This is a genomic window from uncultured Granulicatella sp., from assembly GCF_963515095.1.
In the GTDB taxonomy this organism is placed as follows: domain Bacteria; phylum Bacillota; class Bacilli; order Lactobacillales; family Aerococcaceae; genus Granulicatella.
Genome location: NZ_CAUPXD010000001.1, coordinates 104,403 through 131,347, shown reverse-complemented (window position 1 = coordinate 131,347; position 26,945 = coordinate 104,403). Strand labels below are relative to the sequence as shown.

At 33.8% G+C, this 26,945-nt stretch carries 26 protein-coding genes; 1 reads left to right on the top strand and 25 read right to left on the bottom strand.

Annotated features, from left to right (window positions below; genetic code table 11):
• Positions 1–298 precede the first annotated feature (298 nt).
• From RWL86_RS00630 to RWL86_RS00550, 17 genes are all read right to left on the bottom strand, one after another.
• On the bottom strand, positions 299–1,027 hold the full coding sequence (locus tag RWL86_RS00630) for an ABC transporter permease (protein WP_314076683.1): 729 nt from the start codon (positions 1,025–1,027) through the stop codon (positions 299–301).
• Positions 1,020–1,844, bottom strand: coding sequence for an ABC transporter ATP-binding protein (locus RWL86_RS00625; protein ID WP_314076682.1), 825 nt, complete (start codon positions 1,842–1,844; stop codon positions 1,020–1,022). The genes RWL86_RS00630 and RWL86_RS00625 overlap by 8 nt, the downstream gene beginning before the upstream one ends.
• 127 nt (positions 1,845–1,971) lie before the next feature.
• Positions 1,972–2,943, bottom strand: a complete 972-nt coding sequence (locus RWL86_RS00620; protein ID WP_314076681.1) for a CPBP family intramembrane glutamic endopeptidase — start codon at positions 2,941–2,943, stop codon at positions 1,972–1,974.
• Between the two features lie 180 nt (positions 2,944–3,123).
• Complete coding sequence (locus tag RWL86_RS00615) at positions 3,124–4,152, bottom strand: YdcF family protein (protein ID WP_314076680.1); 1,029 nt, start codon at positions 4,150–4,152, stop codon at positions 3,124–3,126.
• A 14-nt stretch (positions 4,153–4,166) separates the two neighbouring features.
• Positions 4,167–5,528, bottom strand: coding sequence for a branched-chain amino acid transport system II carrier protein (brnQ, locus tag RWL86_RS00610; protein WP_314076679.1), 1,362 nt, complete (start codon positions 5,526–5,528; stop codon positions 4,167–4,169).
• Positions 5,529–5,616: 88 nt separating this feature from the next.
• Positions 5,617–7,629 (bottom strand): methionine--tRNA ligase, encoded by a 2,013-nt coding sequence (gene metG / locus RWL86_RS00605; protein ID WP_314076678.1) that lies wholly within the window; start codon positions 7,627–7,629, stop codon positions 5,617–5,619.
• Between the two features lie 91 nt (positions 7,630–7,720).
• Positions 7,721–8,149: a GtrA family protein gene (locus tag RWL86_RS00600; RefSeq protein WP_314076677.1), complete on the bottom strand. Its 429-nt coding sequence runs from the start codon at positions 8,147–8,149 to the stop codon at positions 7,721–7,723.
• Positions 8,150–8,233: 84 nt separating this feature from the next.
• Complete coding sequence (gene rpoE / locus RWL86_RS00595) at positions 8,234–8,842, bottom strand: DNA-directed RNA polymerase subunit delta (protein ID WP_006703627.1); 609 nt, start codon at positions 8,840–8,842, stop codon at positions 8,234–8,236.
• A 62-nt stretch (positions 8,843–8,904) separates the two neighbouring features.
• Complete coding sequence (locus RWL86_RS00590) at positions 8,905–9,315, bottom strand: DUF1934 domain-containing protein (protein WP_314076676.1); 411 nt, start codon at positions 9,313–9,315, stop codon at positions 8,905–8,907.
• A gap of 145 nt (positions 9,316–9,460) precedes the next feature.
• Entirely contained in the window at positions 9,461–10,891 is a 1,431-nt protein-coding gene (gene gatB / locus RWL86_RS00585) for an Asp-tRNA(Asn)/Glu-tRNA(Gln) amidotransferase subunit GatB (protein WP_314076675.1), read from the bottom strand.
• Positions 10,892–10,904: 13 nt separating this feature from the next.
• A complete protein-coding gene (gatA, locus tag RWL86_RS00580) occupies positions 10,905–12,362 on the bottom strand; it encodes an Asp-tRNA(Asn)/Glu-tRNA(Gln) amidotransferase subunit GatA (RefSeq protein ID WP_314076674.1) in 1,458 nt (485 codons plus the stop codon).
• Positions 12,363–12,367: 5 nt separating this feature from the next.
• Positions 12,368–12,667 carry an Asp-tRNA(Asn)/Glu-tRNA(Gln) amidotransferase subunit GatC gene (gatC, locus tag RWL86_RS00575; protein WP_227931903.1) on the bottom strand — a complete coding sequence of 100 codons (300 nt, stop codon included), beginning with the start codon at positions 12,665–12,667 and terminating at the stop codon, positions 12,368–12,370.
• A gap of 68 nt (positions 12,668–12,735) precedes the next feature.
• Positions 12,736–13,854: a CamS family sex pheromone protein gene (locus tag RWL86_RS00570; RefSeq protein WP_314076673.1), complete on the bottom strand. Its 1,119-nt coding sequence runs from the start codon at positions 13,852–13,854 to the stop codon at positions 12,736–12,738.
• Positions 13,851–15,863 carry an NAD-dependent DNA ligase LigA gene (gene ligA, locus RWL86_RS00565; protein ID WP_314076672.1) on the bottom strand — a complete coding sequence of 671 codons (2,013 nt, stop codon included), beginning with the start codon at positions 15,861–15,863 and terminating at the stop codon, positions 13,851–13,853. Before ligA ends, RWL86_RS00570 begins: the two co-directional genes overlap by 4 nt.
• Positions 15,864–18,161, bottom strand: a complete 2,298-nt coding sequence (gene pcrA, locus RWL86_RS00560) for a DNA helicase PcrA (RefSeq protein ID WP_314076671.1) — start codon at positions 18,159–18,161, stop codon at positions 15,864–15,866. It abuts the gene before it with no gap.
• Between the two features lie 26 nt (positions 18,162–18,187).
• Entirely contained in the window at positions 18,188–19,300 is a 1,113-nt protein-coding gene (locus RWL86_RS00555) for an ATP-grasp domain-containing protein (protein WP_314076670.1), read from the bottom strand.
• Positions 19,301–19,307: 7 nt separating this feature from the next.
• The gene (locus RWL86_RS00550; protein ID WP_314076669.1) at positions 19,308–19,913 is read right to left on the bottom strand and encodes a glycoside hydrolase family 73 protein; all 606 of its coding nucleotides are present in this window, start codon (positions 19,911–19,913) and stop codon (positions 19,308–19,310) included.
• Between the two features lie 197 nt (positions 19,914–20,110).
• On the opposite strand from RWL86_RS00550, the gene RWL86_RS00545 reads away from it, so the two are divergent.
• Positions 20,111–20,641 carry an aromatic acid exporter family protein gene (locus RWL86_RS00545; protein ID WP_314076668.1) on the top strand — a complete coding sequence of 177 codons (531 nt, stop codon included), beginning with the start codon at positions 20,111–20,113 and terminating at the stop codon, positions 20,639–20,641.
• A gap of 46 nt (positions 20,642–20,687) precedes the next feature.
• Here RWL86_RS00545 and RWL86_RS00540 read toward each other — a convergent pair whose 3' ends face one another.
• The 8 genes from RWL86_RS00540 to RWL86_RS00505 all read right to left on the bottom strand — a co-directional run bounded on the left by RWL86_RS00540 (position 20,688) and on the right by RWL86_RS00505 (position 26,882).
• A complete protein-coding gene (locus RWL86_RS00540; RefSeq protein ID WP_314076667.1) occupies positions 20,688–20,936 on the bottom strand; it encodes a hypothetical protein in 249 nt (82 codons plus the stop codon).
• A 113-nt stretch (positions 20,937–21,049) separates the two neighbouring features.
• Positions 21,050–22,279 carry a hypothetical protein gene (locus RWL86_RS00535; protein WP_314076666.1) on the bottom strand — a complete coding sequence of 410 codons (1,230 nt, stop codon included), beginning with the start codon at positions 22,277–22,279 and terminating at the stop codon, positions 21,050–21,052.
• 539 nt (positions 22,280–22,818) lie between these two features.
• Positions 22,819–24,039, bottom strand: coding sequence for a hypothetical protein (locus RWL86_RS00530; RefSeq protein ID WP_314076665.1), 1,221 nt, complete (start codon positions 24,037–24,039; stop codon positions 22,819–22,821).
• Positions 24,040–24,052: 13 nt separating this feature from the next.
• Positions 24,053–24,847 carry an ABC transporter permease gene (locus RWL86_RS00525; RefSeq protein ID WP_314076664.1) on the bottom strand — a complete coding sequence of 265 codons (795 nt, stop codon included), beginning with the start codon at positions 24,845–24,847 and terminating at the stop codon, positions 24,053–24,055.
• Positions 24,844–25,533 (bottom strand): ABC transporter ATP-binding protein, encoded by a 690-nt coding sequence (locus tag RWL86_RS00520; RefSeq protein WP_314076663.1) that lies wholly within the window; start codon positions 25,531–25,533, stop codon positions 24,844–24,846. Before RWL86_RS00520 ends, RWL86_RS00525 begins: the two co-directional genes overlap by 4 nt.
• Before the next feature lies 1 nt (position 25,534).
• Complete coding sequence (locus tag RWL86_RS00515) at positions 25,535–25,906, bottom strand: GntR family transcriptional regulator (RefSeq protein ID WP_314076662.1); 372 nt, start codon at positions 25,904–25,906, stop codon at positions 25,535–25,537.
• A 234-nt stretch (positions 25,907–26,140) separates the two neighbouring features.
• Positions 26,141–26,320, bottom strand: coding sequence for a 2-hydroxymuconate tautomerase (locus RWL86_RS00510; RefSeq protein ID WP_227931913.1), 180 nt, complete (start codon positions 26,318–26,320; stop codon positions 26,141–26,143).
• Between the two features lie 34 nt (positions 26,321–26,354).
• Entirely contained in the window at positions 26,355–26,882 is a 528-nt protein-coding gene (locus tag RWL86_RS00505) for a folate family ECF transporter S component (protein WP_314076661.1), read from the bottom strand.
• Positions 26,883–26,945 lie beyond the last annotated feature (63 nt).

Here is a 26,945-nt window from a genome sequence, read left to right as displayed (position 1 = left end):
CTGACTTATTATAGCTTATTTTTGGATAATTTTATAGTGAAGTGAGAAATTCAAATAAAAAAGAATAGACTTTCCACTGCCGTCCTTTACTACAGTAAGAAAGTCTAGTTCGTAACGTACTCCCATTATGATTCTTTCACAAGAATAGACTTTTCACAGTAGTATTAGTAATAAAAACCACGGAATGTGGTTTTTATTACAGGAAATTTTGAGACCTAGGCTCAAAATTTAGGCATGAGATTCGCTTGCGAAGCTGCTGCCGTCCTTTATACTACAGTGCAAAAGTCTAGTTCGCTCTCTATACAGCTTTTCTTGTTAGTTTTGCTAAAAACATTTCTTTTCGTGTTGGATTTAATACAATTAAATTTACTAAGAACAACCCTACTAACCAAGCTAATGCTACCCCAATTGTTTCAAAGCTTAATTCAAAACTTTCTTTAGTAAAGAAGTCTACATAAACTCCCATAAATGTATAATGAGCAATTTTAGAAGCAGTCTCATTTAATCCAGAGAACAACGGTAAGAATGAAATTGCCATCATAGGAACTAAACCATTCACTTGCGCTTGAGATTGAGTATTAGAAAGTGAAGCAATTAATAAGTTTAATAAAACAATACATAGTCCCACAACAATCGCTACTACAAAATATTCTCCCGAATGTTTTCCAAAGTCAGCATCTACAATTATTGGAAAACTTACAATTGTTACAAGTCCAACAACGACTGGATAAAATAGTGCAGATAATAAATATTCTCCATTTCTAACACCACTGAGTAATAAAGATTTCAAGTTTTTCTTTTCTTTATCTTCTGCAATGGTTAAAGAAGTTAAACTTCCTAGAGAAACTGAGAATGCTAATGATAAACACATGAATACCATATACGAAGAATGTAGCCCATCTGCATTCATAAATTGGTTGTATAACACTAACAATCCATACGGTAATAGAATAGTTGCTAATAAAGTGGTGTTACTTAATAATACTTGTGTGCGTAGCCAAACTAAGGCAGTTAATCGTTTAATCATTTAATTTCTCTCCTGTCAATTGAATAAATATTTCTTCTAAAGTTGGTTCACATGAGTGAATCGCAACAACTTGTGCTAAATCTGTTTGTCCTAATTCTTCAAAAGTAATTTGTGTATGTGTTTCATCCACGAATGTTAATTGAACTTTTTTCTCGTGATTATATTTTTGAATAATCGAAGCAGGTGTGCCGTATTCAATTAAATGTCCTCGATTCAATAAACTTAGACTGTCACATAATAATGTTGCTTCGTTCATATCATGTGTGGTTAAGAATATCGTTGTTCCTGCTTCTTTCAAGTCTAATAATAACTCATGGATTTTCTTAGAAGTGGTTGGATCTAATCCGCTTGTTGGCTCATCTAAAAATAATACTTGTGGCTTATTGATTAAAGCTCTTGCGAGAAACATTCTTTGTTTCATTCCTGTCGATAATTTCTCTGCTGCTAAGTTTTTACTATCGTATAAATCGACTTGTTTTAACACTTCGTCTACACGTGAATTTGGTTTTCCATATATTTTTGCATAAGCTTGTAAATTTTTATACAGGCTTAGTTTTTCATAAAATCCACTCGTGTCACTCACTAATCCGATTTGTTCTAAATCTGCTGGAGTTAACTTCTCAGACACTTTTCCTAACAATTCTGTTTGTCCACTATCGGCATTTAATTGCCCCGTTAAAATTTTAATCATTGTTGTTTTCCCTGAACCAGATGGTCCTAAGAATCCGAAAATTTCTCCTTTATTCACTTCAAAAGAAATTTCTTCTAAAGCTACTTTTTGTCCAAATTTTTTTGTTACATTTTTTACGATAATCATTTTTATCCCCTCTTTACTTATTTCCTAACTGATGAATTCATTATAAAAAATTTCTCTTTATTGCAGTAGTGTCTTGAGTCACTACCTACCATGACTTTCGTCACGATTCTTCATGACTTTTAGCATCTTATAATGGCTGTAATCCTAATAAAGCTACAATGATACACAGGATAAAGAACACTCCACCTAAAACACTCGAGAATGCAACTTTGTACGTTCCTTTTGCCGTACGATTTTCTTGTACATATTGAGTGATTTGCTTACGATACATTCCTAATAAAATTACAGAAGCAGCTGCTGCAATAGACATAATCGTTAAACTAATCGTTTCTGCTTGTGCTTCTCCAACCATACTTGTCATGAAAGTTCCTAAAATCAAATTGAACCCAAAGTTATTTAAAATATGGAAGAAAACCGCCCATCCAAAACTATATTCAATTGCGATATACGCTAACATAATTCCTACTAAGAAAGCGAACACCCCTTGAACAAAATTCATATGGAAAAATCCAAATACAATTGCTGAAAAAATAATACTAAATACTTTACCATATTTTTGTAATCGATAAGCAATTCCACCACGCATGACTAACTCTTCAACTAGCGGCCCCATAAATGCTGCATATAGAAAATACATCATTGAATGATGTCCAACAGTTGCTAATTCAACTTCTTTTTTAGCACTGAAACCAATCACATTCAAAGCTACTTCAAAAATATTCGCTACTTGATTAAATACAAATTGGCATCCTAATAATAAAATAATAATGATAGCCACTTGTTTAAGGCTCAATGTTTGACGATGCGTTTTAACAGTTGGTAGAAAGGCAATCTTTTGCTTTTTATAAAATACTAAAATGGCGATTGCTGAGCCAAAAATATTGCCTGCATCTGTAATATTTTGAACCAGCTCTTCCGTTACAAAATCTAATGGCAGGAGCCTTAATACTTCCGCTATAACTGAAAATCCAACAACAATTCCCATAAAAATCCCTAGATATACTAACAGTTGTTTAAAGATTTGTTTGATGTTCTCCTTTAACTCTTGTTTCTGACTGATCAAGTTCTCTTCTACTTGTAATTTATATTCATTTGTCATTTAATATTCCTCATTTCTTATCTCTCTTACTGATGAATTCATTATAGAAAAATTCTGTTTTTCTCAGTAGTGCCTAGAGTCACTACCTACCATGACTTTCGTCACGACTTCTCATGCAAATCGTCACGACAAAAAAGCATACCGAAATCGGTATGCCTTCTCTATTATCTATTTAATTTTTTACCACAATATGCCTCTATAGGATAATATAACCAATAGAACATACAGCAATTCAAACCCTATAAAGAGTTTTTTCATTTTCACACACATTGCTACATATTCACGAATAAAAGCGGATGGAATATAATAACTTGCAGTGGAGCAACCTAAACCATCACCTTGCATTCCAATTTGACGAGCATAAGTGCTTGTGCGAAATACATGATAGTCATTTGTTACAAATAAAAATCGAGGATTTTCAATCAATTGCTCTCCTAGTTCTTTAGAGAACAGTAAATTTTCATAAGTAGTCGTAGATTTTTCTTCTAATATAATAGCTTCTTTTGGCACATCTGTATATTCCACTAAATAGTTATAAATCGCTTGTGCTTCAGATATTTTTTCATCACTACCTTGTCCACCACTGGCAATAAGTCGAATATGAGGATTTTTTGATTGATAAAATGCTTGTACAGCCTTATCAATTCTCTTTTTTAGAAGAGGCGTAACTCTTTTTCCATCTAACAATCCGGCACCATGAATAATAATAAAATCATAATGCTGTTTCTTCGGCACCCATAAATAGACACAGGAGTAAATCATAAATCCTACAAATGCAAATCCAAAAATAATATAAGAATAAATGATAAACATAAATAGTATATTAATCCACGGATTATAAATGAAAAAATTATTTGTAACTAGCCCAACTCGAATCCACATAAAAACAAAGAATAATAAAATCACAATCCCCATAATAGGAGAAAGAACATTCGCTTTAGAAAAACCTTCTTTTTTTAACAAAATAAAGCCATTAACGATTAAAAATAAACCACTCAAAAGAATCAGAACGGGAATGAGTAAAATTCCTACTATCATCACCAAATGAGCATTTTCATACCCAAAACTGAAAAAGAGATTCACAATAGATAGATATAAAAACAATACTTCAATGACTAACAAAGCCGGATTCCATAAACTACGATTATCTTTCCACATAGAAAAAAGTAGAGCTATCAATACGATTATCGTAATTCCATATAAAAACATATCCGCCTACCTTCTTACTCTGCTAAGATTTTTTCAAAATCAAATGCTTCACCTTTTTGTTTATCCCTTAAAATGAACGCAATCCCTATTCCAACAAATGCTGGAACTACCCATTCCAATGATAATGTTGAAAACGGCAATTGATTCACCACATCTGATAATACTGAAAGGTTTAAAGTATCTCCTAAAACTTTCAACGCTGAAACAAGAACTGTTAACCCTACTGTTAACTGCATTCCAACTTTAGAAAGTGAAATGAATCTATTTAAAAGAATTAATATAACCATAATAATCGTAATTGGATATAAAATTAATAATACTGGCAATGAAAACTTAATTACTGTATTTAATCCTAAATTAGAAATTCCAAACCCAATTAATGAGAAAACTGTTGCGTATACTTTATAAGAATATTTAGGGAATAACTCTTCAAAAAACTCTCCAGTTGAAACAATTAATCCAACTGTTGTTGTAAAGCACGTTAAAATAACCATTGCTCCTAAAAATACTTGCCCAAATACTCCGAAAATATCTTTTGAAGCAGCTGCCAAAATATAAGATCCTTTATTCACTGCTTTATCTGCTAATACATCTGCTGGCACTGTAAAATGATTTCCTAAATTTGCTAATCCTAAATATAACACACTAAATCCTACAGCAGTCACTAAACCTACACCGATAATCGTTTTTGTAAATTCTTCTTTTGAAGAAAAATGGAATTTTTTCAATGTATTCACTGCTACTACGCAGAAAGCAACAGAAGCTAGGGCATCTAATGTATTGTATCCTTCAATAAATCCATTCCCAAATGATCCACCATTTTGATAAGCGGTTGCTGCTTCCATTGGTGCTACTCCTGCATATTTAATTGCTCCTAATAATACTAAAACTAAAATTAATCCTGCAAATAATGGTGTTAAAATTTTCCCGATACTATTTAAAATCGTTGAGCGATGAATCGCAATCCAATACGCTGCAGCAAAATATAACACTGTATAAATAAATAATGAAACAGTGCCTGAAATTCCCATTGAGGCTAAAGCTGACTCAAATGGTTGAATACTAATCGAATACGAAACAGTTGCTGTTCTTGGAATTGCAAAGAATGGTCCAATCGATAAATATAAGATTGCTAAAAATGCTACCGCAAACACTGAATGAACTTTAGTTTCTAATTCATGTTTAAAACTTCCGTTACTCGTTGCGCCTACAATTAATGTAATAATTGGAATACCGACACCGGATAAAATAAATCCTGCAATCGCTGGTCCGAAATACTCACCAGAAAATAATCCTAATGAAGGCGGAAAGATTAAATTCCCTGCTCCAAAAAAGAAACCAAACAATAGTAAACCTGTTAAAAAGCCTTTTTTCATCTTACATTCTCCTTTTCTTTCTCATATATACGAAAGAGCACGTTGTAAAGCAACGTACTCTCCCTACAATAACTGTGTTCTTTATTGATTATGAAACAAATGAACCATTTGGCATTTCTTGAGGAGCTAAAACTACTTGTAATACTCCATCTTTTTCTGCCGATAAGATCATTCCTTGACTAATTTGTCCTCTCATCTTACGTGGTTTTAAGTTTGCGACAATCACTACTTTTTTACCGATAAACTCTTCTGGATTTGGATACCATTGAGCGATACCAGATAAAATTTGACGGTGTCCGCCAGCATCTCCTGCATCTAATCGGAATTGTAATAATTTATCTGCACCTTCCACTGGTTTACAGTCAATGACTTCTGCGACTTTTAATTCTAACTTATCAAAGTCATCATATTTGATGGCTTCTTTTTCAGTTGTTAATTCCACTTCTTCTGGGTTCCACTCTGTCGCTACTTCTTCTTTCACCGTTCCACCCATTTTACCTTGAATATAAGCAACTTCTTCTTCCATATCTAAACGTGGGAAAATTGGTTGTCCTTTTTCAACAACTGTTGTACCTGCTGGAATCACTCCGAATGTATGAAGAGAAGGATAGTCACGTAAAGCTTCGTCTTGAATTCCTAATTGTGCTAAAATTTCTCCTGGCGTTTGTGTTAAGAATGGTTGTAAAGCTACCGCAATAATACGTAAGCTTTCTGCTAAATAACTCATTGTACGAGCTAATTCTTCTTGACGAGCTTCATCTTTTACAGCTGCCCATGGAGTTGTTTCATCAATATATTTATTTGTACGAGAAACAAATTTCCAAATCGCTGATAATGCAACTGAGAACTGCATTTCTTCCATCGCTGCTTCTACTTCTTCAATCATCACTTTTGAAGCTTCTACTAATTCATGATCGAAGCTTGAAACTGGAGCAGAATAAGTTGGAATTGTTCCGTCAAAATATTTATTAATCATCGCTACTGTACGATTTAATAAGTTTCCTAAGTCATTTGCTAAGTCATAGTTAATACGTTCTACAAATGATTCTGGTGTGAAAATACCGTCTGAACCAAATGGTACTTCACGTAATAAATAGTAACGTAAAGCATCTAAGCCATAACGTTCAATTAATGTGTTAGGGTCAACGACATTTCCTTTAGATTTAGACATTTTACCGTCTTTCATTAATAACCAACCATGTGCAAAAATTTTCTTCGGTAATGGTAAGTCTAATGCCATTAACATAATTGGCCAATAAATCGTATGGAAACGAACGATTTCCTTCCCAATAAAGTGCACATCTGCTGGCCAATAACGATTGAATAATGTCTCATCATCACTTCCATAGCCTAAAGCTGTAATATAGTTTGATAAAGCATCAATCCATACATAAATGACATGTTTTGGATCATTTGGTACTGGAATTCCCCAGTCAAATGATGTACGAGAAACCGCTAAATCTTCCAAACCAGGTTTAATGAAGTTATTAATCATTTCATTTTTACGAGATTCTGGTTGAATAAATTCTGGATGTTCTTCATAGTATTGTAATAGGCGATCTGCATATTTGCTCATTCTGAAGAAATAAGATTCTTCCTTCACTAATTGGACTTCATGACCACTTGGAGCCACTCCCCCAATCATTTTACCATCTGCATCACGATAAACTTCGACTAATTGAGATTCTGTAAAGTATTCTTCATCACTCACAGAATACCAACCTTCGTATTCACCTAAATAAATATCGCCATTATCCATTAATTTTTGGAAAATTTTCTGTACAGATTTTTTATGACGAGGTTGAGTTGTACGAATAAAATCATCATAAGAAACATCTAATTTTTTCCATAAATCTTGAATACCAAAAATAATATTATCAACAAATTCAATCTCGCTCACACCTGCTTCTTGAGCTTTTTGTTGAATTTTTTGTCCATGTTCATCTGTTCCTGTTAAGAAATAAGTATCATAACCTTGTAATTTTTTATAACGAATCATTGCATCACTTGCTACAGTTGTATATGCATGTCCGATATGTAATTGTCCACTTGGGTAATAAATTGGTGTTGTTAAATAAAAAGTTTTCTTATCTTCCGCCATTTGGCAGTATCCCCCTTAAATCTATAGATAGTGTTATTTTACCATAACGATTACTAGAATTAAACCACTAACTCTTTTTGAGAACAAAGCATTATTGTCTATCTTCTTTAAGTGAAAAAGCCCAAAATCTTTGTCCGATATAATTAAATGCAACAAATAAAACCATCCCTACTACTAGCGCAATATTTCCTTGTACATTTGTAGAGAATCCTGATAATAACCATGTCACAAATGGCTTTGCTAATCCATAAGCAAGAACGTAACAAATGGTAATGTTCACGATAAATTTCCACAATGTATTCCAATCATGGCCTTTTTGCTGGAAAGTATATCGCTTATTCAACAAATAACTCACGATGCTGCCCACTATATAATTCAACGCACTTGAAATCCAATAATTCCACTCTAATACATTGAAGCAAAAGAACATAATCGCTGTTCCAACCAGTGTATTGACGACTCCTACTAATATAAATCTTAGAAAAGTCGCATCAAAAAAAGATGATAAAATTTTTTTCAAAACTTTTCCTCCCTATAAAAAAGAGGAGCGCTACGCACTCCCACTTTCTAATCTATTCGTTATCGTTTGTAGATGAACGAGGAATTATAATTCATCCTCTTCTTCGTCAAAATCACTATCTAACTCATCATCACTAATAATAGATAAATCTTCATCTGCACTAACTTCTTCATCTAAGTCTTCGTCAGCACCTAATTCACTTAAATCTGAACGATATGCATCTAATTCTGTTTCTTCTTCATCATCTACATCATCGTCTAAGTCGATAACATCATCATCTTCTTCGTCTTCTAGCAAGCCATCTTCATCTTCTGGATCATCATCATTGTAATCGATAAGATCTTCTTCAGTTCCAAAGGCATTAACTTTTTTACGTTTTTTACGACGTTTTTTCAAGTCTTCATCATCCATTGATGAAACAATTTCTTCATCGATTGAATCAATTGGATACCATGAACGTAAGCCCCAACGATTTTCTCCAAGTGAAATGAAGCTTCCATCAATATTTAAATCTGTATAAAAACGAGCCATGCGTGCTTCTAATTGCTCATCGCTTAACTCCATATATGATTGAACTTCTACTAATAATTGATTAAAGTCCATTACTTCTTGTTTTACTTCCAAGATAGCATGTGCTACTTCAACCATTGATAATTCATTTTTGTTGATTCCATCCAGTGCTTTTAATTCCAAAGGATACACTTCCTTTCCACATATTCCTTAACAGTATAGCACACAAAAGCCATGATACGCTACTATTGCACAATGTTTTCTTTAAGAATTTCCATATTTACTGTAAATTCTCCTAAATTTTCTCCTAATTGAGATAATTGGTATTCAAAGGAAATTTGTTTCCAATCAGATGAAACTTCTACATTCTCCGTTTTAATCTCAAATAAAATTTCTTGTCCTTGAGCTAATTGATAACGACCCTTTGTTTTCTTTTGATGTTGAAATAGTAATTGACTAGCTACTTCACCTTTACGGAATAATTGAATTTCTCCATTAGATACTAATAAATCAACTTTTATCTGTGTTTCTTTTTCTTGATACGACAACGCTAATTGTTCGTTTTCAACTTTCCATTCAATGGATTCAATCGGTGCTTCTAATTCCGTTTGTAAAGTTTCTCCAGCTTGAATAATTTTTGTATGCACTCGAATCATTTTAATACCTCCATTCATTCTTTATGAAAAAGAGAGAAGGAGTGAATAAAAGTCGGAAATTCCGTTTTCTATTCACCCCCAGTGATTATTTAACTGAACGTATTATAGAAAGTACTCTTCTTCTACGTTTCAGTTCTCTCAGTTATTAATATTTTGCTAATTCTTCTTGTAATAATTGGTTTACAACTCCAGGATTTGCTTTTCCTTTTGTTTGTTTCATAATTTGACCCACTAAGAAGCCAACTGCACGATCTTTACCATTTTTGAAGTCTTCAATAGACTGTGCGTTATTAGCTAACACATCTTGAATAATTGGTAATAATTGTGAGGGATCACTTAATTGAATCATACCATGTTTTTCAACAACTTGACGAGCAGTTCCGCCTTCTTCAGCTAATAATAAGAATACTTTCTTCGCTAATTTAGAGCTGATTGTTCCATCTCCAATTAATTGAATCATTTCTGCTAAACTTTGTGGAGTTAATAATAAATCATGTAATTCTAACTTTTTACTATTTAAGTGAGCAGAAATATCTCCCATTAACCAGTTAGAAGCTAATTTTGGATCACTACCTGCTGCAACTGTTTCATCAAAGAAATCAGACATTTCTTTTGATAGAGTTAAGACCATTGCATCATATTCTGGTAAACCAAATTCACGAATATAACGTTCACGACGAACCGTTGGCATTTCAGGAATCGATTGACGAACTTCTTCTACCCATTCATCTGAAATTTCTAAGTTTGGTAAATCTGGTTCTGGGAAGTAACGGTAGTCACTTGACCCTTCTTTCACACGCATTAAAATTGTTTGACCATTTGATTCATCAAAACGTCTTGTTTCTTGACCGATAACGCCACCGCTACGTAATACTTGAGCTTGACGCACTTCTTCAAATGCTAACCCTTTACGAACGTTGTTAAATGAGTTTAAGTTTTTCAACTCTGTTTTTGTACCGAATTTTTCTTGGCCATAAGGACGTAGAGAAATATTCGCATCACAACGCATTGATCCTTCTTCCATTTTCACATCCGATACGCCTGTAAACATAATAATTTGACGTAATGCTTCTAAATAAGCATAGGCTTCTTCAGGTGAACGCATATCCGCTTCAGATACAATCTCAATTAATGGAGTTCCTTGACGGTTTAAGTCTACATATGAGAATCCATCCGTTCCGTGAGTATTTTTACCAGCATCTTCTTCTAAGTGAACACGCTCGATACGGATACGTTTTGTTTTCCCTTCTACTTCAATATCAATCCATCCATCATGACCGATTGGGTAATCAAATTGAGAAATTTGATACGCTTTTGGATTATCAGGGTAGAAATAGTTTTTACGGTCAAATTTTGTATGTTGTGAAATTTCACAGTTTAATGCTAATGCAGCACGCATTCCAAATTCAATGGCACGTTTGTTGACAACTGGAAGTACCCCTGGATATCCCCAGTCAATAACGGTTGTATTTGTATTTGGCTCTGCTCCAAAATGAGCTGGTGAAGGAGAGAAGATTTTTGAATCTGTTTTTAACTCTACGTGAACTTCTAGCCCAATAATTGTTTCAAAATTCATCTTATTTTCCTCCTTATACGTTTGCTTGTTTTAAGTAATAGTCATTTGCTTGTTCAAATGCAAATGCTGCTTGATAAATGGTTTGTTCTTGGAAGTAATTTCCGATTAATTGAATACCGATTGGTAAACCTTCGCTAGAGAATCCCGCAGGTACAGAAATCGCTGGAAGTCCTGCTAAGTTTACAGGAACTGTTAATAAGTCTGCCATATACATTTCAATTGGATCATCATTTCTTTCCCCAATTCCATAAGCAGTTGAAGTCGTTACAGGTCCTAAAATTAAATCGTAATTTGCAAAGACATTGGCAAAATCTTGTTTAATTAATGTACGAACTTGTCCTGCTTTCTTGAAGTAAGCATCATAGTAACCAGAACTTAATGAGAATGTTCCTAACATAATACGACGTTTTACTTCCATACCGAATCCTTCTGTACGGCTCATGATGTATAAATCTTCTAAAGTTTTCGCTTCAGCTGAACGGTGTCCATAACGAATTCCATCAAAACGTTGTAAGTTAGAAGATGCTTCTGAAGAAGCAATAATATAATATGCAGGAATACCGTATTTAGAATGAGGCAAGCTCACTTCGTCTACAGTTGCTCCTAATGCACGATATTGTTCAGCTGCTTTTAAAACTGCTTTACGAATTTCAGGATCAATTCCATCTCCTAAATATTCTACTGGTAAAGCAATTTTTAATCCTTTAATATTTCCATTAATTTGTTGGTAATAATTTGGAACAGGTACGTTTACACTTGTAGAATCACGGTGATCATATCCACTAATTGCTTCTAATACTAATGCATTATCTTTAACCGTACGAGTTAATGGTCCAATTTGGTCTAAGCTTGATGCAAAGGCAATTAAGCCATAACGAGATACACGGCCATAAGTTGGTTTCATTCCAACAATCCCTGTAAAACTTGCAGGTTGTCGAATCGAACCACCTGTATCAGAACCTAAAGTTGCTAATACTTCCCCAGCTGCTACTGCTGCTGCAGAACCACCTGAAGATCCACCAGGAACTTTTGTTAAATCCCAAGGGTTTCTAGTTTTCTTGAAATAAGAATTTTCTGTCGAACCACCCATGGCAAATTCATCCATATTTAATTTTCCGACATTAACAGCACCTGTTTTTTTCAACAAGTCCATTACATGTGCATCATAAATTGGATTGAAATCTTCCAACATACGACTTGCAGCTGTTGTGATTAAATCACGAGTTACAATGTTATCTTTAATTCCGATTGGTAACCCTTGAAGAGAAAGAGCTGAATCATAACCTTTTTCATCCGCAGCTTTCGCTTGAGCCATTGCTTCTTCTTCATTTAACGCTAAGAAAGCTCCAACTTTATCATCTACTGCTTGAATTTTTTCAAATGTTGCACTAGTTAATTCTTGAGAAGTAAATTTCTTTTGAACTAAACCTTCATGCAAGCTTACTAATGTTTGATTTTCTAATAAACTCATGCGTCTTACTCCTCTCCTTCACCCATAATTGCAGGGACTTGGATAAATCCATCCTCACTTGTTTTTACATTTCTCATTAATAAATCACGATCTGTCCCTTTTACTGGCACATCTTCACGTAAAACATTCACTAATGAATACCCATGAGTCGTAACTTCCACTCCTGTTGTATCCACTTCTTTTAATTGTTCTACCATATCGATGATATCACTCATTTGCTCTGTGAAATGTAAAATCTCATGATCTGCAAATGATAATTTCGCCAATTTTGCAACGTGACGTACTTCTGATTCTTCAATTGCCATAACTGTTCCTCACTTTCTACTTTTCTTTCTTTTCTATTGTAAAAGGCACGTACCTTTTATGTCAATCTTTAATCAAAAACATGATACGTAAATACACCTTGAGCGGTATCTTGCATTAAGAATGCTTCCATTCCATTAATAGAAGAAATGCGAACTTCTACCGGTGTTGTTTTTGGTAAATATTTATTCGCAACATCCGTTACATGTTGAGATAATGCAATAATTTCTGACTCTCCGTAAAATTGGGTCATAATATTCACCACCATTTTTTTAGCAGCACCTTCTTGATAATATACTTTAGCCGTTACCCCTGATAAATTCGGGAAGAAATTTTGTACTTCTGTTCTAAAGTTTTCAAAGGCAGATGATTCTTCTGTTGGATTCCCATCCACTAATGGTAATACCACTACTTTTTGATTCATATTTGTCCAATTCGTAATTTCAGTTCCTTCAACAGAAGTCGCTTCTAAAATATAAACTCCTCCACCAATATCATCTTTTGGAGTTTGTTTAAAAATTCCAAACACAATCGGCACTGTCTTTAGAGCATCATTTTGACGTAAACGAGTCAATACGGTATTTGCAATTGATTTCGCTTGTTTCAACATGGCATCATTAGAAATTTCTTGCTCTGCATCTTTATCTCCAGCTGTATAGTAATCCACTGAATTCATTGCAAGACCGATACTAATGCCCCCAAGTTCATAATTGTTTTCCGTTTGAATCATAAAATCTTGTTCTAAAATTTGCGCCAAATAATAAGGATTTCTCTTACTTGCATCTGTCTCGCCATTATCTTCTGGATTTAATCCATCTGGATTTTTTTCTGATTTACGAGCCACCCACTGATTCGTAGTAGTAGAATCAATGACTTGTCCTTCTCTAAAAAAGTATTGGTTCGTTGGAAAAACTGCACGTGATAATTCAATTAAGCCTGATTCAAAATTTCTTAAATTGAATCCAGTATTTAAGCTTAAAGTTGCCCCACGAGACTTACTTACTTGATATTTTCCATTTGTAATTAATGCACGATAATATTGATTTGATAATTGATTCGTCGTTGATTGTACCACTTTTGAACGAGAAGATTCGGTTTCAACATTTTTTTGAGTTGCTTGATTAATATTTGCACACCCTGCTAACAACATCGCTGTTACACTAGCAAGAGTGATAATTTTCTTCTTCATAAGTCTTCCTTTCCTTCGATGATTGTTCTAAATTGTTCTTCATCCCATACTAAAATCCCTAGAGATTCCGCTTTAGTCAATTTACTTCCTGCTTGCTCTCCAGCAATGACTAGGTCTGTTTTCTTAGAAACAGATCCTGTCACTTTACCACCTAAAGATTCAATCGCTTCTTTAGCTTCTTGTCGTGTCATCTGTTCTAACGTTCCTGTTAACACGACTGTTTTTCCAGCTAATAGCGAATCTTCTGAAACGATTGCTTTTGCTTTTCCTAAATAACGCATATTAACGCCCGCTGTTTTTAATTCTTCTAACATTTCTTGAACGGTTTCTTGGTTGAAATATGCCAAAACACTATGTGCAATGACTTCTCCTAATCCTTCAATGGCAACCAATTCTTCCGCAGTCGCTTTTTGAAGGTTTTCCATTGTTTCAAAATGCATCGCTAAATCTTTTGCCGCTTTTGATCCAACATTTCGAATACCTAGACCCGTTAATAAACGCTCTAATGAATTTTGTTTACTCGTTTCAATGGCCTGTAAGATTTTTTGTGCAGATTTATCTTGAATTTTATCAAGTGTTACTAATTGCTCCATTGTTAAGTGATATAAATCTGCTACATCGTGAACCAATCCACCTTCAAATAATTGATGAATGATTCTCGTTCCTACTCCAGACATATTCATCGCATCCCGAGATACAAAATGAGTTAATCCTTCTTTTAAAAGAGCTGGACATTTTGGATTCATACATCTTAAAGCGACCTCTTCTTCTAAATGCACGAGTGGATTCGAGCAAGACGGGCATTCTTTAGGAAACTCATACGGTTCTATCCCTTCTGGACGTTTTTCTAAAATCACTCGAGTAACTTCAGGAATAATATCTCCCGCTTTATGAACGACAACCGTATCTCCAATTCGAATATCTCTTTCTCGAATTAGATCCACATTATGTAAGCTGGCACGTTTCACAGTAGTTCCCGCAAGAAATACCGCATCCATCACGGCTGTTGGTGTCACTACTCCTGTACGCCCTACAGTCCATTCAATATCACGCACAATTGTCTGTGCTTCTTCGGCAGGGAATTTATAAGCGATTGCCCATTTTGGAGCTTTTACAGTAAACCCTATTTCCTCTTGCGCTTTAAAGTCATTGACCTTAATTACAATTCCATCAATTTCATAAGGTAAATTATTTCTTTCCACTGTCATTTTTTCAATAAATGCCCATACTTCTTCAATCGAATGGCAAAGCACGCTTTCTTGATTCGTAACAAATCCTAATGCTTGCATCTTTTCCAGCAATTCCATTTGAGAAGTCACTTCTAAAGCTTCAATACTAGGACTTTGATATAGAAATACCGCTAAATTTCGACTAGCTGCCACTTTAGAATCTAATTGTCTTAAACTTCCTGCAGCTGCATTTCTAGGATTAGCAAATACTTCTAAACCTTCTTCTTCCCTTGATTGATTTAACTGTTGGAATGATTTTTTTGGCATATAACATTCCCCACGAACTTCAATAGACCATGGTTGTTCTAATGAAAGAGGAACAGATTTTACCGTTCTAATATTATGTGTAATATCTTCCCCTATTACACCATCTCCTCTTGTAGCACCTAGCACTAATTGTCCTTCTTGATAAGTCAACGCTACAGATAATCCATCAATTTTTAATTCGCAAACATAGTCAATCGTACGATTCGTTAATTTTTTAATCCGATCATCAAATGCTTGTAAATCTTCTTTTGAAAAAGCATTCGATAAACTCAACATCGGATTTTGATGGGTAACTTTTTCAAAACTGTCCAACACAACACCACCAACACGTTGAGTTGGTGAATCTGGAGTAATCAATTCTGGATACTCCGATTCTAATCGTACTAATTCATGATACGTTTCATCATACTCATGATCCGTAACGGTTGGACGGTCTTGAACATAATATTCATGACTCCAACGATTCAATTGTTCTCTTAATTGTTGGATTTTTTGTTCTACTGAAGTATCCATTTACGACTCCTCTATTCTTTCAATTGGGGCAAAACTTGCCAATAAGCGTTTAATACCCATTCCAGCAAAAGCCACATCAATTTCTTGATTCGTACCTTCACCCGTTACTTTAACGACTGTACCGACGTTCCATTTCTTATGCATGACTTTGTCGCCAACTTTCCATACAGCACCATCATTTGCAGCAACTGTTTGTTTACGTACTGGTTGGATGCTAGAAGGCTGCACTGCTTTTGGTTGATACGCAGTTGCCTGAGATTTCGCTCTATATTTGTCAAATAATGAACCCGAAGACGAAGTTTTCGAAGCAAATGAAGAAGACTCTCTACTTGTATAACTGTAGGATTGCTGTTGTTTTGAATCAAATAGTTCTTCTCCAATTTCTAATATAAATCTCGATGGGCGATTCGTTTGTGTACGACCATATAATAATCTTGAATATGCATTTGTTAAATACAACTTCTGTTCCGCACGAGTAATTCCTACATACGCTAGACGACGTTCTTCTTCCACATCATCGTCATGCTCCATAATACTTCTTAAACTTGGGAAAATTCCTTCCTCTAATCCAATCATAAATACAACTGGAAACTCTAATCCTTTAGCAGCATGAAGGGTCATCAATGTCACCATACGACCATCTCCTTCATCGCTATCCACATCAGAAACTAAAGATAAATCTGTTAAAAATTGTAATAATGGAGAATCTTCCGACTCTTCTTCTAAACGATCTTGCTCGAATTGTTTTGCCACCGAGATAAACTCTTGAATATTTTCAATTCTCGCATCAGCTTCCATTGTATGTTGTTGTTCTAAAGCAGCAAGATATCCTGTTTTCTCAATCACTTGTTCTACAAATTCACTAATAGATAGAAACTCTTGCATTTTTCTTAATTCTTCAATCGTTGTTGCAAATTTTTCTAAAGCCTTTGCTGCTTTTCCAGATAGAGGCGATAATGTTGTTTGCAAACTTGCTTCTAATAATGAGAATTGATATACCGTAGCAAAATCTGACACCTTCGCTAAAGAAGTAACCCCTATTCCTCGTTTTGGACTATTAACAATTCTTCTAAAACTTAAATCATCTTGAGGATTTACAATTAAACGTAAATACGCTAGCAAATCTTTAATTTCAAGTCTTTCGAAGAATCGTTGCCCACCTACTAAACGAAATGGAATATTTGATTTTAATAAATTTTCTTCCATCACCCGAGATTGCGCATTTGTACGATATAAAATGGCAAAATCATCATAATGATAGCCATCTCTTAATAAACTTTGAATTTGCGACAATACATAACGTCCTTCGTCTTGCTCCGATTGAGCACGGTAATACGTAATGGGTTGTCCATCTTTATTTTCAGTCCATAATTTCTTCACTTTACGATTAACATTATTCTCAATGACATGATTGGCTGCTTGTAAAATCGTTTTTGTTGAACGATAATTTTGTTCTAATAAAACAACTTTTGCGTTTTGATAATCTTTTTCAAATTCCAAAATATTACTCATGTCAGCACCACGCCAACCATAAATACTTTGGTCTGCATCCCCAACAACACAAATATTTTTGAATTTCTTCGCTAACATCGTTACTAATCGATATTGTGCATGGTTCGTATCTTGATACTCATCCACATGAATATATTGGAATTTTTGTTGATAATAGTGCAATGTTTCGGGATGTTTTTGGAATAGTTGTACCGTCAACATAATTAAATCATCAAAGTCCAATGTCATACTTTTTGCTAATTCTTTTTGATATTCACGGTAACATTTCCCAATAATTTGTTCCACATATCCCGTATATTTCTTATTAAATTCTTCCACATCTTCTAAATCATTTTTAGCTTGGCTAATTCGATTTAAAATCATGCGATAATCATATTTTTCACTATCAATATCTAATTTCTTTAAAATTCGCTTCATTGCCGTTTGTTGTTCACTAGGATCACAAATCGTAAATGAACGTTGATAACCTAATAATTCAATATCTCTTCTTAAAATACGCACACACATGGAGTGGAATGTAGATACCCACATATCTTCAGCTTGCGGGCCAACTAATTGGCTTACTCGCTCTTTCATTTCACGTGCTGCTTTATTCGTAAAGGTAATCGCTAAAATATTCCAAGGATGAACCTCTTCTTCTGCTAAAATATACGCCATACGATGCGTTAATACTCTCGTTTTTCCACTTCCAGCCCCTGCCATAATCAGCAATGGACCTTGAGTATGTTGAACTGCCTCTTTTTGACGTTCATTCATTCCTTCTAGTAATTTCGCTGAAATACTCACAAAGTCATCCTTTCTCTTGTTACATTCTAATCGTGTAATCCACTTAATTCTAATTCATTGACTAAATCCACACTTGAAGCACCTGTTAATCGAATCACTCCAACTGCTTCTCCTGGATTCCCGCCTTCTACTTGGAAATATTCAAATTCCCAATGTGGTTTTAAAATTGTTAAAACATGTGCCTTTTCTAGCATTTCTCGATAAATCGGAACAATTAACCCTTCTTCAATCAATCCACTTTCCAATACGCCTAATCCTGTCGCTAATCGTAAAATGATTTCACTAAACGATTGAGGAATTTGTTTAGCACTAAATTGATGTTGCAGGAATGGTAACTGATCCACTTTTTTGACATAGAAAATACCATTTTTTGCCATCACAACTTGAATCGATACTAAGGTAGAACCTGAAATCGAACGCATCAATTTAGAAGCAATCGTACGAAGCTCTCCAACCCATTCAGGATTCATCCGTTTTGAAGCAATTGAATATTTTAATGTTCCATCTACATACACATCTTCTGTAATCGGTAAAATCGTAATGTGATCTTCATAGTCGCGCAAAATCGTTACACTAAACTGACGTTGCGCAGGAACAAATGCTGTCACCATACAAGATTGGCCCTCAACTAACTGAAATACTTGATCATCCATGTCATGGTCATACAACATCATGCTCGTATTATTTTTATGGAAACGATTCGTCTCCAACATAGCTGGAAAACCAATGCTCGATAACAAGCTTGGAAGTTCTCCAATACTTGTAATCATGCCATAAGGCGCCACATTAATCGCATGTTCTTCTAAAAACAACTTTTCCACCATACGATTTTGAGAAATCTCTGCTAATTCAAACGATTGATAATAACGACTTTTACCGCTGAGCGCTACAATCGTATCAATTTCAATTTCATTAGTTAATATATAAATCGTATCTACTTGCATCGCAAAGTTGAATAATGCTCTTCGGTCAGAATAACGACCAATCTCTTCCTTATCTGCTAATAAAACACTTGGCTCATCTTTTTCACGAAAATGATAAATGCGATATCCCAATCGTTTCGCCATTAAAATCACTGATGAAATTTGAGAATCTCCACCAATAATTCCAATAATACTTCCCGGTAATAATTGACTCATACGTGCTCTACTCCTTTACAGATTTTTCTTGAAATTGATCATATTGTGCTAAATGATACGTTTCAATAACATGAATAATTTTTTGTGCATACGTTGGATCTGTTGCATATCCTGCTTTTTGAAGGGCGTGTGCTGCTTCTTTATAATTTTTCGCTTTTAAAACAGGCTCGTATAATTTAGGATTCCAATCGACTCCATAGGTTAATAACTTTGCATGGGCTTCTACTGATTCCGCCCAACTATTATAAACTCGAAAAGGTGCCATAATCGTAATCCATTTTCCATCGACATATTCGCTCGTTTCTAATTGAACACTCGGTTCAGCGGCTCCTGCTTTGACTCCATATAAATTATAATAATTTTGCGACAGTCCACTTTCTCCCCAATCAGACTCCAATATTGCTTGCGCTAAACTAATGCTTGGCAAAACTTGATATAGTTGATAAGCTTTTTGAGAAGAAGGTACAAGATTTTGAATAAATTGTTGATGAGCAATTGCCGTAGGATCTTGCCTTGTTTCTTGAAACTGTAATGTTCCCATAATAATGACACTGCAAATCGCTACGAATACTAATACGATTCCTAACGTCAATCTCTTAAAGCCTAATTTCATATGCGATTTCCATTTAATTGATTTTCGTCTTCCCACAGCAACACCACTTTCTATACATACCTCTAATTTTATCATAAACCTTAATTTTGCGCTTGAAATTTCCATGTTTTTTTATGAAATTTAATCTCTTTTGCAAGTAATAACGTCATTATTCGATTCTAAACTCTCTCTAATTGTCGCTTCATGCATTTTATGATATGATATTCAAGAATTTTAAACAACGAGGTGAAAGTGTGCCTAATCAACAACATCCTTTTCACATTGGACTCCGAACTTTGAAAACGGCCGTATCTGCATTTATTTGTATTGTTCTTTTTAAAGTACTTCATCGTGGTTCTCCAATGTTAGCAGTATTATCTGCCGTATTTAGTTTAAGAACCGATCATAAACAAACTTGGAAATTTGGAATTTCTCGTTTTTACGGAAATATGTCAGGAGGGGTATTAGCCATTATCCTTCTTCAATCGTATCGATATTTCACGCTTCCAGATTACATTGATTTACTATTAGTTCCTCTTGGAATTATTTTATTAATTTTATTTTGCAATCGATTCAACAAAACTGCTGTCATTAATTCGTCAGCGACTTTCTTAGTAATTTTTTACAATATCGAAGCAGCCGTGAATGTAGAATATGCGATTCAGCGGGTATTAGATACATTAATTGGAGCAGTGATTGCGATGATTGTAAATCGACTATTACCAAGTCCACATTTACAAGAAAAATAGAGCATCCCAAACGGAATGCTCTTTTTTGTTCGTTAGATTTTTAAAATTATTTATTGGTTAAATGTGTAAAAAATCCTGTAGCACCAAATAACGCGATTACAGCGATAAACACAATAAATCCACAAAAGAATGATCTTGAAAAGTTTCGGCGATTGATATTTGAATCGTTAAAACTAAAAATAATCATCATAATAAAGCCTATCAGTGGAATACTGTAAAGAATGGAATATCCAAAATATTCCCACGCTCCTAATGGTCTAAATTGTTCTGGACCTTCATAGTTTACTTTTGCCATATTGAATTCCTCCTTTTTCTATCCTCAACATTATTATAGTTGTTTTTATAAATATTTCATCAACTCTATTAACCAAATTTATTTTCGTAACTGAAACGAGTCGTCAACCTAAGCTACTCTTTTTTACCTTCATAAACTTTATATCCATCCGAAGATAGTTGAGCTCTTAATCCTTCTAAATCTTTAGTCCCCCAGTAATGTGAAAGTTTAGAAGCTGTCTCTAAATCTAAATTACCATCTTTTAATAGATATGCTGTGTAGCCATAGTATTTATATTCCCCAGATTTAGAATTATTACTATCAGTTTTTGTTATTTTATAAATAGTAACTAAAGAAACACTTCCGTTTTCATGATTATTGACATTGATTCTCATATAACTTCCTTGAGATTCTATTGTATAAGTATCATAAGAATTATTTTTATGTTCTGATTTAACATAATCGTCATTTCTCTTGATTAAATCTTCAAAATTCTTAATATCTTTTATTTCTTTTAATCCAGAAACTGTAATGTCTACATTTTTGTTATCAACAATTTTTCCACTTTCTTTTAAAGTTTTAATATAACTTTCATTTACAGTTAAAGTGATTTTATCCCCATTTTTTAAATTAGAATAACTATTGCTTGAATTTAATTGGAAATAATTTTTAATACTATTCCCAAATGAAACTGTACCATATCCATTAAATCCAGAGAAAGTGACAGTCACTTCTTTTAACAAGTTTTCCGCAGAAACTTTTTCATATTCTTTTAAATTTTGAACTTTAAAAGCTTTCTTTTCTGCTTTAATTGGAGAATTTTTTGAACTAGTTGTAATTGTAAATGTAACTTCTTCTCCATTTTTTAGATTATTTGTTTTATTAAATTCATAATGGATAGTCTTAAGCATAGATTCAGCTTTCATTAATTTAAATGATAATTTTCTATCTTGTGCAAGCATAGAATAAGCTACAGGATCATCTTTCGTTAATGCCTTAGCTTGATCTTTATCAAGTCCTACTTTTTTATAGACTGCTTCTTCTACTAAAGATGCAATTTCTTCACTATTATATATTAAATTACCAGATTCATCATATCCGGTGAAATCTACTTTAACTTCATTTATAATGCTTTTTGGAAGTGAATGATAATAACTGTATCCAAAATATACTACAAGAGCCACTGCAAGAATTACTAAAGCTCCAATTACTTCTTTTTTCTTTTTTTGAAATATCTCTTGTGCTTTTTGCAACAATTGATTTCCATCAAATGAAGCAGTAGATTCAAAAGTTGTATCTGTGTCCTTTTCTTTTTCTTCCGTTACTACTTCTTCATTCACAATGTTGTTCTCTGATTCCGCCATAAAAAATCCTCTTTTCCATTTTTATTATAAATATCAATCAAACAAAGCCATTACATAAAAGATTAAATACGATATTACAAATAATTACTGCTTAAGATTTCCTCCTTAAAACTATAAGCAAGCTAATTATACAATATTTACTTTAAATAGCAATAAATTCGATAAATTTATAACAAATTGAACGTATTCATGGCTAATCCTTTTTATAAAATGTTATTCTTAAAACATTTTGATTTTGAAAAACGCTGTTAGTTAACTATCAAACTTTAAGTTCTAGAATATAAATGTTCCTTCCCCACGTTCTTTCTTTGATATCGTATTTTGCGATATCAAAGACGTATATTCATCGTCTGTTCATTGAACCCGTAAAATTGCAATATCCTCCACTACCCCATCAAAAAAGGCACCCCATACGGAGTGCCTTCAATAAATAGTCAAACGGAGTCGCACCGTCATCTCCTCTCTATTACTAGAAAGGCGTCTTCCTTTTTGAACTACTGCCCTATTTATTACTTTGATTGTACTATATTTACAACCGATTAGTAAATTACATATTCACGTTTTCTTTGGAAATATAACTTCGCATCTGCTTTTGGTGTGATTTTTGATGAGAAAACTTCTTCTTTTTTATTCAAATCAAATACTCGAAGTGCATTTTGACCTTGATCAAGTCCAACATAAACTAATGTATCTTTGTTTAGCACTTCTTCTGAAGAATATGGATCACGTTGAAGTGTTCCAATTTTTTCTAAAGATAATTCTGCTGTAGCGCGATACACCGTTTCTAACTCTGCTTGACGATCTTTAGCCGTAATATATTCTGGACGTTCAACTGCATGATCTCTTCCTGATTTTCTACCAGTCACTTTTGGATGAGTCGTTTCTACTGCATAAATTTGAGAACCTGAAATGTAGAAGTTTGCTGAATTTTTTAGTGAAGTAGTATCCAATTTACGGAATGTATTTGTAAATAAATCATATTGATAATACTCATCTTCCTCTGGTTTTTCAGAAGATTTTGGTCTATCTTTTAAAGGAAGTACATTAAACACAATTGTTTCTGGATTATAAGAACGATTTCCAAATGCTGCATTCATGATTAAACCATCTTTTTCAAGTGTTAATTCTCCCACATCTTTCACAGTACCTTCTTCAAAAGATACAATAAACTTCACGAATTTTCTTTCACTCGATTTTCTTTCTACAAAAGGAATAATGACTCCTAATTCTTTTCCCTTACGTTGGAAGATTGGTTCTTCTCCCCAGCCAAATGATGAATCTAAATGAATTGGAATTTGTTTTTCAATGATTCGTTTATTTTCATTTGAGTACATCGCATAATTAAATGTAAAGTCTCCAGTATTACTAAAATATGAAGCCCAATGAATATCATAAAATAGTGAAGAATTGTCTAATTGTAATACATGTCTATGACTGACAAGTAATGAACGTTCTAAAAGAGGAATACGACTTAATATCGCTTGTTCTCTCGCTTGTCCATTCCAAGTTCCTAATGTTTGGAATAGTTTTGTCACTTTTCCATCCACAATGGCTGATGTCGAAACACTATTACTGATTTTTCCTTCGCCTTCTTTTCCAACTTCAAAAACTGTCCCTTTTAAATATTGATTGGCTTCTGCTGAAGTTTCTATGGTGTAAGGAGCATCTGACATTGACGTCCAAACCATATTCCCAATTCCTACTACTAGAAATCCAACAACGATAACCAATAATCCCCATGCAAATTTAATTGATTTCATATGCTCACCCCCATTAAACACTGACCTTATGTTCTAATAAATAATAATCAACTAACCAATGAACGCCTATAAATCCAACTGCATACAACATTGTCATGAAATATTGTTCCGTTTGAGTAAGAGATAAATACAGCATCAATTGCATATAACTTGCTAAAATACCACAGCAAATAACAAAGTAAACGACTAAAGACGCCACCATCAAAGCCCAACCATACGCTTTCAATCCTTCTTCTAAAATGGCTAATTGGAAGAAGAACACAATGGCAACCATTAAAAATGCCATACACCACGCATATGCAGTTCCATTTAACGGTAATAAATATTGTAACGTTGAACCCACATTTAAGAAGTCAGTATAATGAATATGGTCTGCTAAAACCGGGAATCTCCAGATCAATAGCGCCTTATTCACTCCCATAATAAGAAATTGTGTTATTTGAAGTACTAAAATGTAAGATAAAATCGTTAAAAATTTTGCAAAATACACTTGCATTCGATTCCCTGGTAGTAAGAATAATCGATTAATAAAATTCCCTTTACTACGAAATTCTTTGACCCAAATATAAACCGAAGCAATAATAATAATGATAAAAGCTGCCATCAGTGCTAAATTCATTCCAAATCTTGATTGCACTAAATCCGTCACGCTTCTTGTATCTTCGACATTAAGATTTTTAGGATCTATTCTTAAAATACGCATCAGATGAACTAATACTTGAATAATAAAGAACACAATCATTAGAAATCCTAACATAAATTTACTTTTTCCCAATTCATACAACCATAAATTAAAAATCTTTTTCATGATTGATATACCTCCCTCATCACGTCTACAATGGACTTACCTTCTTCTTCACGCACTTGTTCTGCGTAAAATTCTTTAATTACTTTTCCTTCATCTAATAAAATGGCTTTATCAACAATATATTCAATATCTTCAATTTCATGCGATGTTAAAATAATTCCAATTCCTTCTAATAAATCTGAAGTAAATAATTGTACAATTTGTTCCCTTGAAAAAATATCAATTCCAGAGAATGGTTCATCCATTAATACGAAATCAACATCTAGGGATAAGCCTAATAACAAGTTAACTTTTGCAACATTTCCTTTTGATAATTGTTGAATCACTTCATTCCCTTTGAATTTGAAGAAATGTAATAATTTTTTAGCTTTCTCATCATTCCAATTCGGATAAAAAGTTCTCATAAAAGCCATTGCTTCAAAAATCGTTTCACCTTTATTGACAACAATTTGATCACAAATATAAGCTAACTTCTTCGAACGATCTCCTTTGATCACCTGTCCATCAATACTTACTTCCCCTTTTTGGATTGGAATTAACCCCATGATCATATTCATAATCGTTGTTTTCCCAATCCCATTCACTCCGATTAATACGGTAATTTCTCCACGTTCTGCTGTGAAAGAAATTCCATTTAACACCGCTTTGTTGCCAAATCTCTTATGTAAATGTTTCACTTCTAACATGCTATTCTCCCTCTCTTCTCTTCATCGCTTGTTCCAACTGTTCCATGACTTCCTCGTTCGAAACATGTAATGGATAAATCGAATCTGTAAAAATTTGTATCGCTTCTTGTAACATTTCTTGCTTTAATTGCCCAATTAATTGGGGATTGTCTGTCACTCGACTCATGACATTATTTCCTGTTGAAATCAACCCCATCTCCTCCATTTCTCGAAATGCCCTTTGAACAGTATTCGGATTGACTTGCAGTTGACTAGCAAATTCTCTTCGACTGGGCAATTCTTTTCCTAATTCCCATTCACCCGATACAATTTGCTTTTTAACATAGTCAATAATCTGTTCATATACCGGCAATCGTTTATCAAATTGGATCATAACATTTCATCCCCTCCTTGTACTATTGTGTTAATGCATTAATACACTTTGTTCCTTGACTGTATTATACGCTTGATACACTCATTTCGTCAATCATTTTTTGAAAACATTTTTAAAAAATCCGAAAAATTCTTTTGCGAGCTGTTTTTTGTGATAGATTTGTCGATTGGATAGCGATTTTGACAATAAAAAAACTTTAGACAGGAAATTCCCATCTAAAGTTTTCACTAGGCATTAACCACGTAATTGACCGTTTTGCCCTAAGTTTTCATGTTTGATTTCTTGAATAATAATGTGAATATGTTCTGTAGGAGCACCCGTGTTTTTCGAAACAACTTCTGTTACTTCTTTGACAAGTGCTTCTTTTTGTTCACGTGTACGTCCTTCTAACATTTCAATATGAATAAATGGCATTGCTATCCCTCCTTATTGTAAGAATAGTATACGCCTATACTCGATATTTCTCAATCATCTGTTGCATGGTTTGATTACGAAACAGCACATATAAAATCACAGTATTCAACGGTAAACTGATGATATTTTTCAAAATTCGAAGTCCCATAAAGGCTGAAAAAGCTTTTTGCGTCATCATATAAATCCAAAGCGAATTCAATCCTAAATTAATCACAACCGTAATGATTAATACCGTCATAAAAATACGTGGAAGTGTTAATTCTTTGCGATACAAGCAATATCCGTAAATCAATCCACCTAAAACGGCTGTTAAAGTAAATCCAGGGAAAAAGGTACTTGCTTCCCCTCTTAGGAAATTCCCTAAAATATCTACAAAAAATCCTACAACAGCTGCTCGATAAGGTCCTAAAATCACCCCAGCCAATGCCGCTCCGATAAATCCGAATCCGATTTGTACGAGATTTCCCATTTTAATCGATGGAATCATCTCAATAATTAAACGCATGGCAATCATTAATGCGGTTACCGTTAATGTTCGTGTTAATTGTGTTTGTTTGTTCATATTAGCATCTCCTTTTAACTGTCATAAAGAGCTGCTCCATTTAATAAATGGTCTGTCATTAAA

Excerpts from the sequence above, each read along its gene's own strand:
- RWL86_RS00620 (WP_314076681.1), bottom strand. The coding sequence starts at position 2,943 with ATGACAAATGAATATAAATTACAAGTAGAAGAGAACTTGATCAGTCAG.
- ligA (WP_314076672.1), bottom strand. The coding sequence starts at position 15,863 with ATGGATACTTCAGTAGAACAAAAAATCCAACAATTAAGAGAACAATTG.
- brnQ (WP_314076679.1), bottom strand. The coding sequence starts at position 5,528 with ATGAAAAAAGGCTTTTTAACAGGTTTACTATTGTTTGGTTTCTTTTTT.
- RWL86_RS00590 (WP_314076676.1), bottom strand. The coding sequence starts at position 9,315 with ATGATTCGAGTGCATACAAAAATTATTCAAGCTGGAGAAACTTTACAA.
- RWL86_RS00615 (WP_314076680.1), bottom strand. The coding sequence starts at position 4,152 with ATGTTTTTATATGGAATTACGATAATCGTATTGATAGCTCTACTTTTT.
- RWL86_RS00535 (WP_314076666.1), bottom strand. The coding sequence starts at position 22,279 with ATGGCGGAATCAGAGAACAACATTGTGAATGAAGAAGTAGTAACGGAA.
- gatB (WP_314076675.1), bottom strand. The coding sequence starts at position 10,891 with ATGAATTTTGAAACAATTATTGGGCTAGAAGTTCACGTAGAGTTAAAA.
- RWL86_RS00630 (WP_314076683.1), bottom strand. The coding sequence starts at position 1,027 with ATGATTAAACGATTAACTGCCTTAGTTTGGCTACGCACACAAGTATTA.
- RWL86_RS00515 (WP_314076662.1), bottom strand. The coding sequence starts at position 25,906 with ATGATCCAATTTGATAAACGATTGCCGGTATATGAACAGATTATTGAC.
- RWL86_RS00530 (WP_314076665.1), bottom strand. The coding sequence starts at position 24,039 with ATGAAATCAATTAAATTTGCATGGGGATTATTGGTTATCGTTGTTGGA.
- gatA (WP_314076674.1), bottom strand. The coding sequence starts at position 12,362 with ATGAGTTTATTAGAAAATCAAACATTAGTAAGCTTGCATGAAGGTTTA.
- RWL86_RS00555 (WP_314076670.1), bottom strand. The coding sequence starts at position 19,300 with ATGAGTCAATTATTACCGGGAAGTATTATTGGAATTATTGGTGGAGAT.
- RWL86_RS00545 (WP_314076668.1), top strand. The coding sequence starts at position 20,111 with ATGATATTCAAGAATTTTAAACAACGAGGTGAAAGTGTGCCTAATCAA.
- RWL86_RS00510 (WP_227931913.1), bottom strand. The coding sequence starts at position 26,320 with ATGCCATTTATTCATATTGAAATGTTAGAAGGACGTACACGTGAACAA.
- RWL86_RS00625 (WP_314076682.1), bottom strand. The coding sequence starts at position 1,844 with ATGATTATCGTAAAAAATGTAACAAAAAAATTTGGACAAAAAGTAGCT.
- RWL86_RS00540 (WP_314076667.1), bottom strand. The coding sequence starts at position 20,936 with ATGGCAAAAGTAAACTATGAAGGTCCAGAACAATTTAGACCATTAGGA.
- RWL86_RS00505 (WP_314076661.1), bottom strand. The coding sequence starts at position 26,882 with ATGAACAAACAAACACAATTAACACGAACATTAACGGTAACCGCATTA.
- gatC (WP_227931903.1), bottom strand. The coding sequence starts at position 12,667 with ATGGCAATTGAAGAATCAGAAGTACGTCACGTTGCAAAATTGGCGAAA.
- RWL86_RS00570 (WP_314076673.1), bottom strand. The coding sequence starts at position 13,854 with ATGAAGAAGAAAATTATCACTCTTGCTAGTGTAACAGCGATGTTGTTA.
- RWL86_RS00520 (WP_314076663.1), bottom strand. The coding sequence starts at position 25,533 with ATGTTAGAAGTGAAACATTTACATAAGAGATTTGGCAACAAAGCGGTG.
- RWL86_RS00550 (WP_314076669.1), bottom strand. The coding sequence starts at position 19,913 with ATGAAATTAGGCTTTAAGAGATTGACGTTAGGAATCGTATTAGTATTC.
- metG (WP_314076678.1), bottom strand. The coding sequence starts at position 7,629 with ATGGCGGAAGATAAGAAAACTTTTTATTTAACAACACCAATTTATTAC.
- RWL86_RS00525 (WP_314076664.1), bottom strand. The coding sequence starts at position 24,847 with ATGAAAAAGATTTTTAATTTATGGTTGTATGAATTGGGAAAAAGTAAA.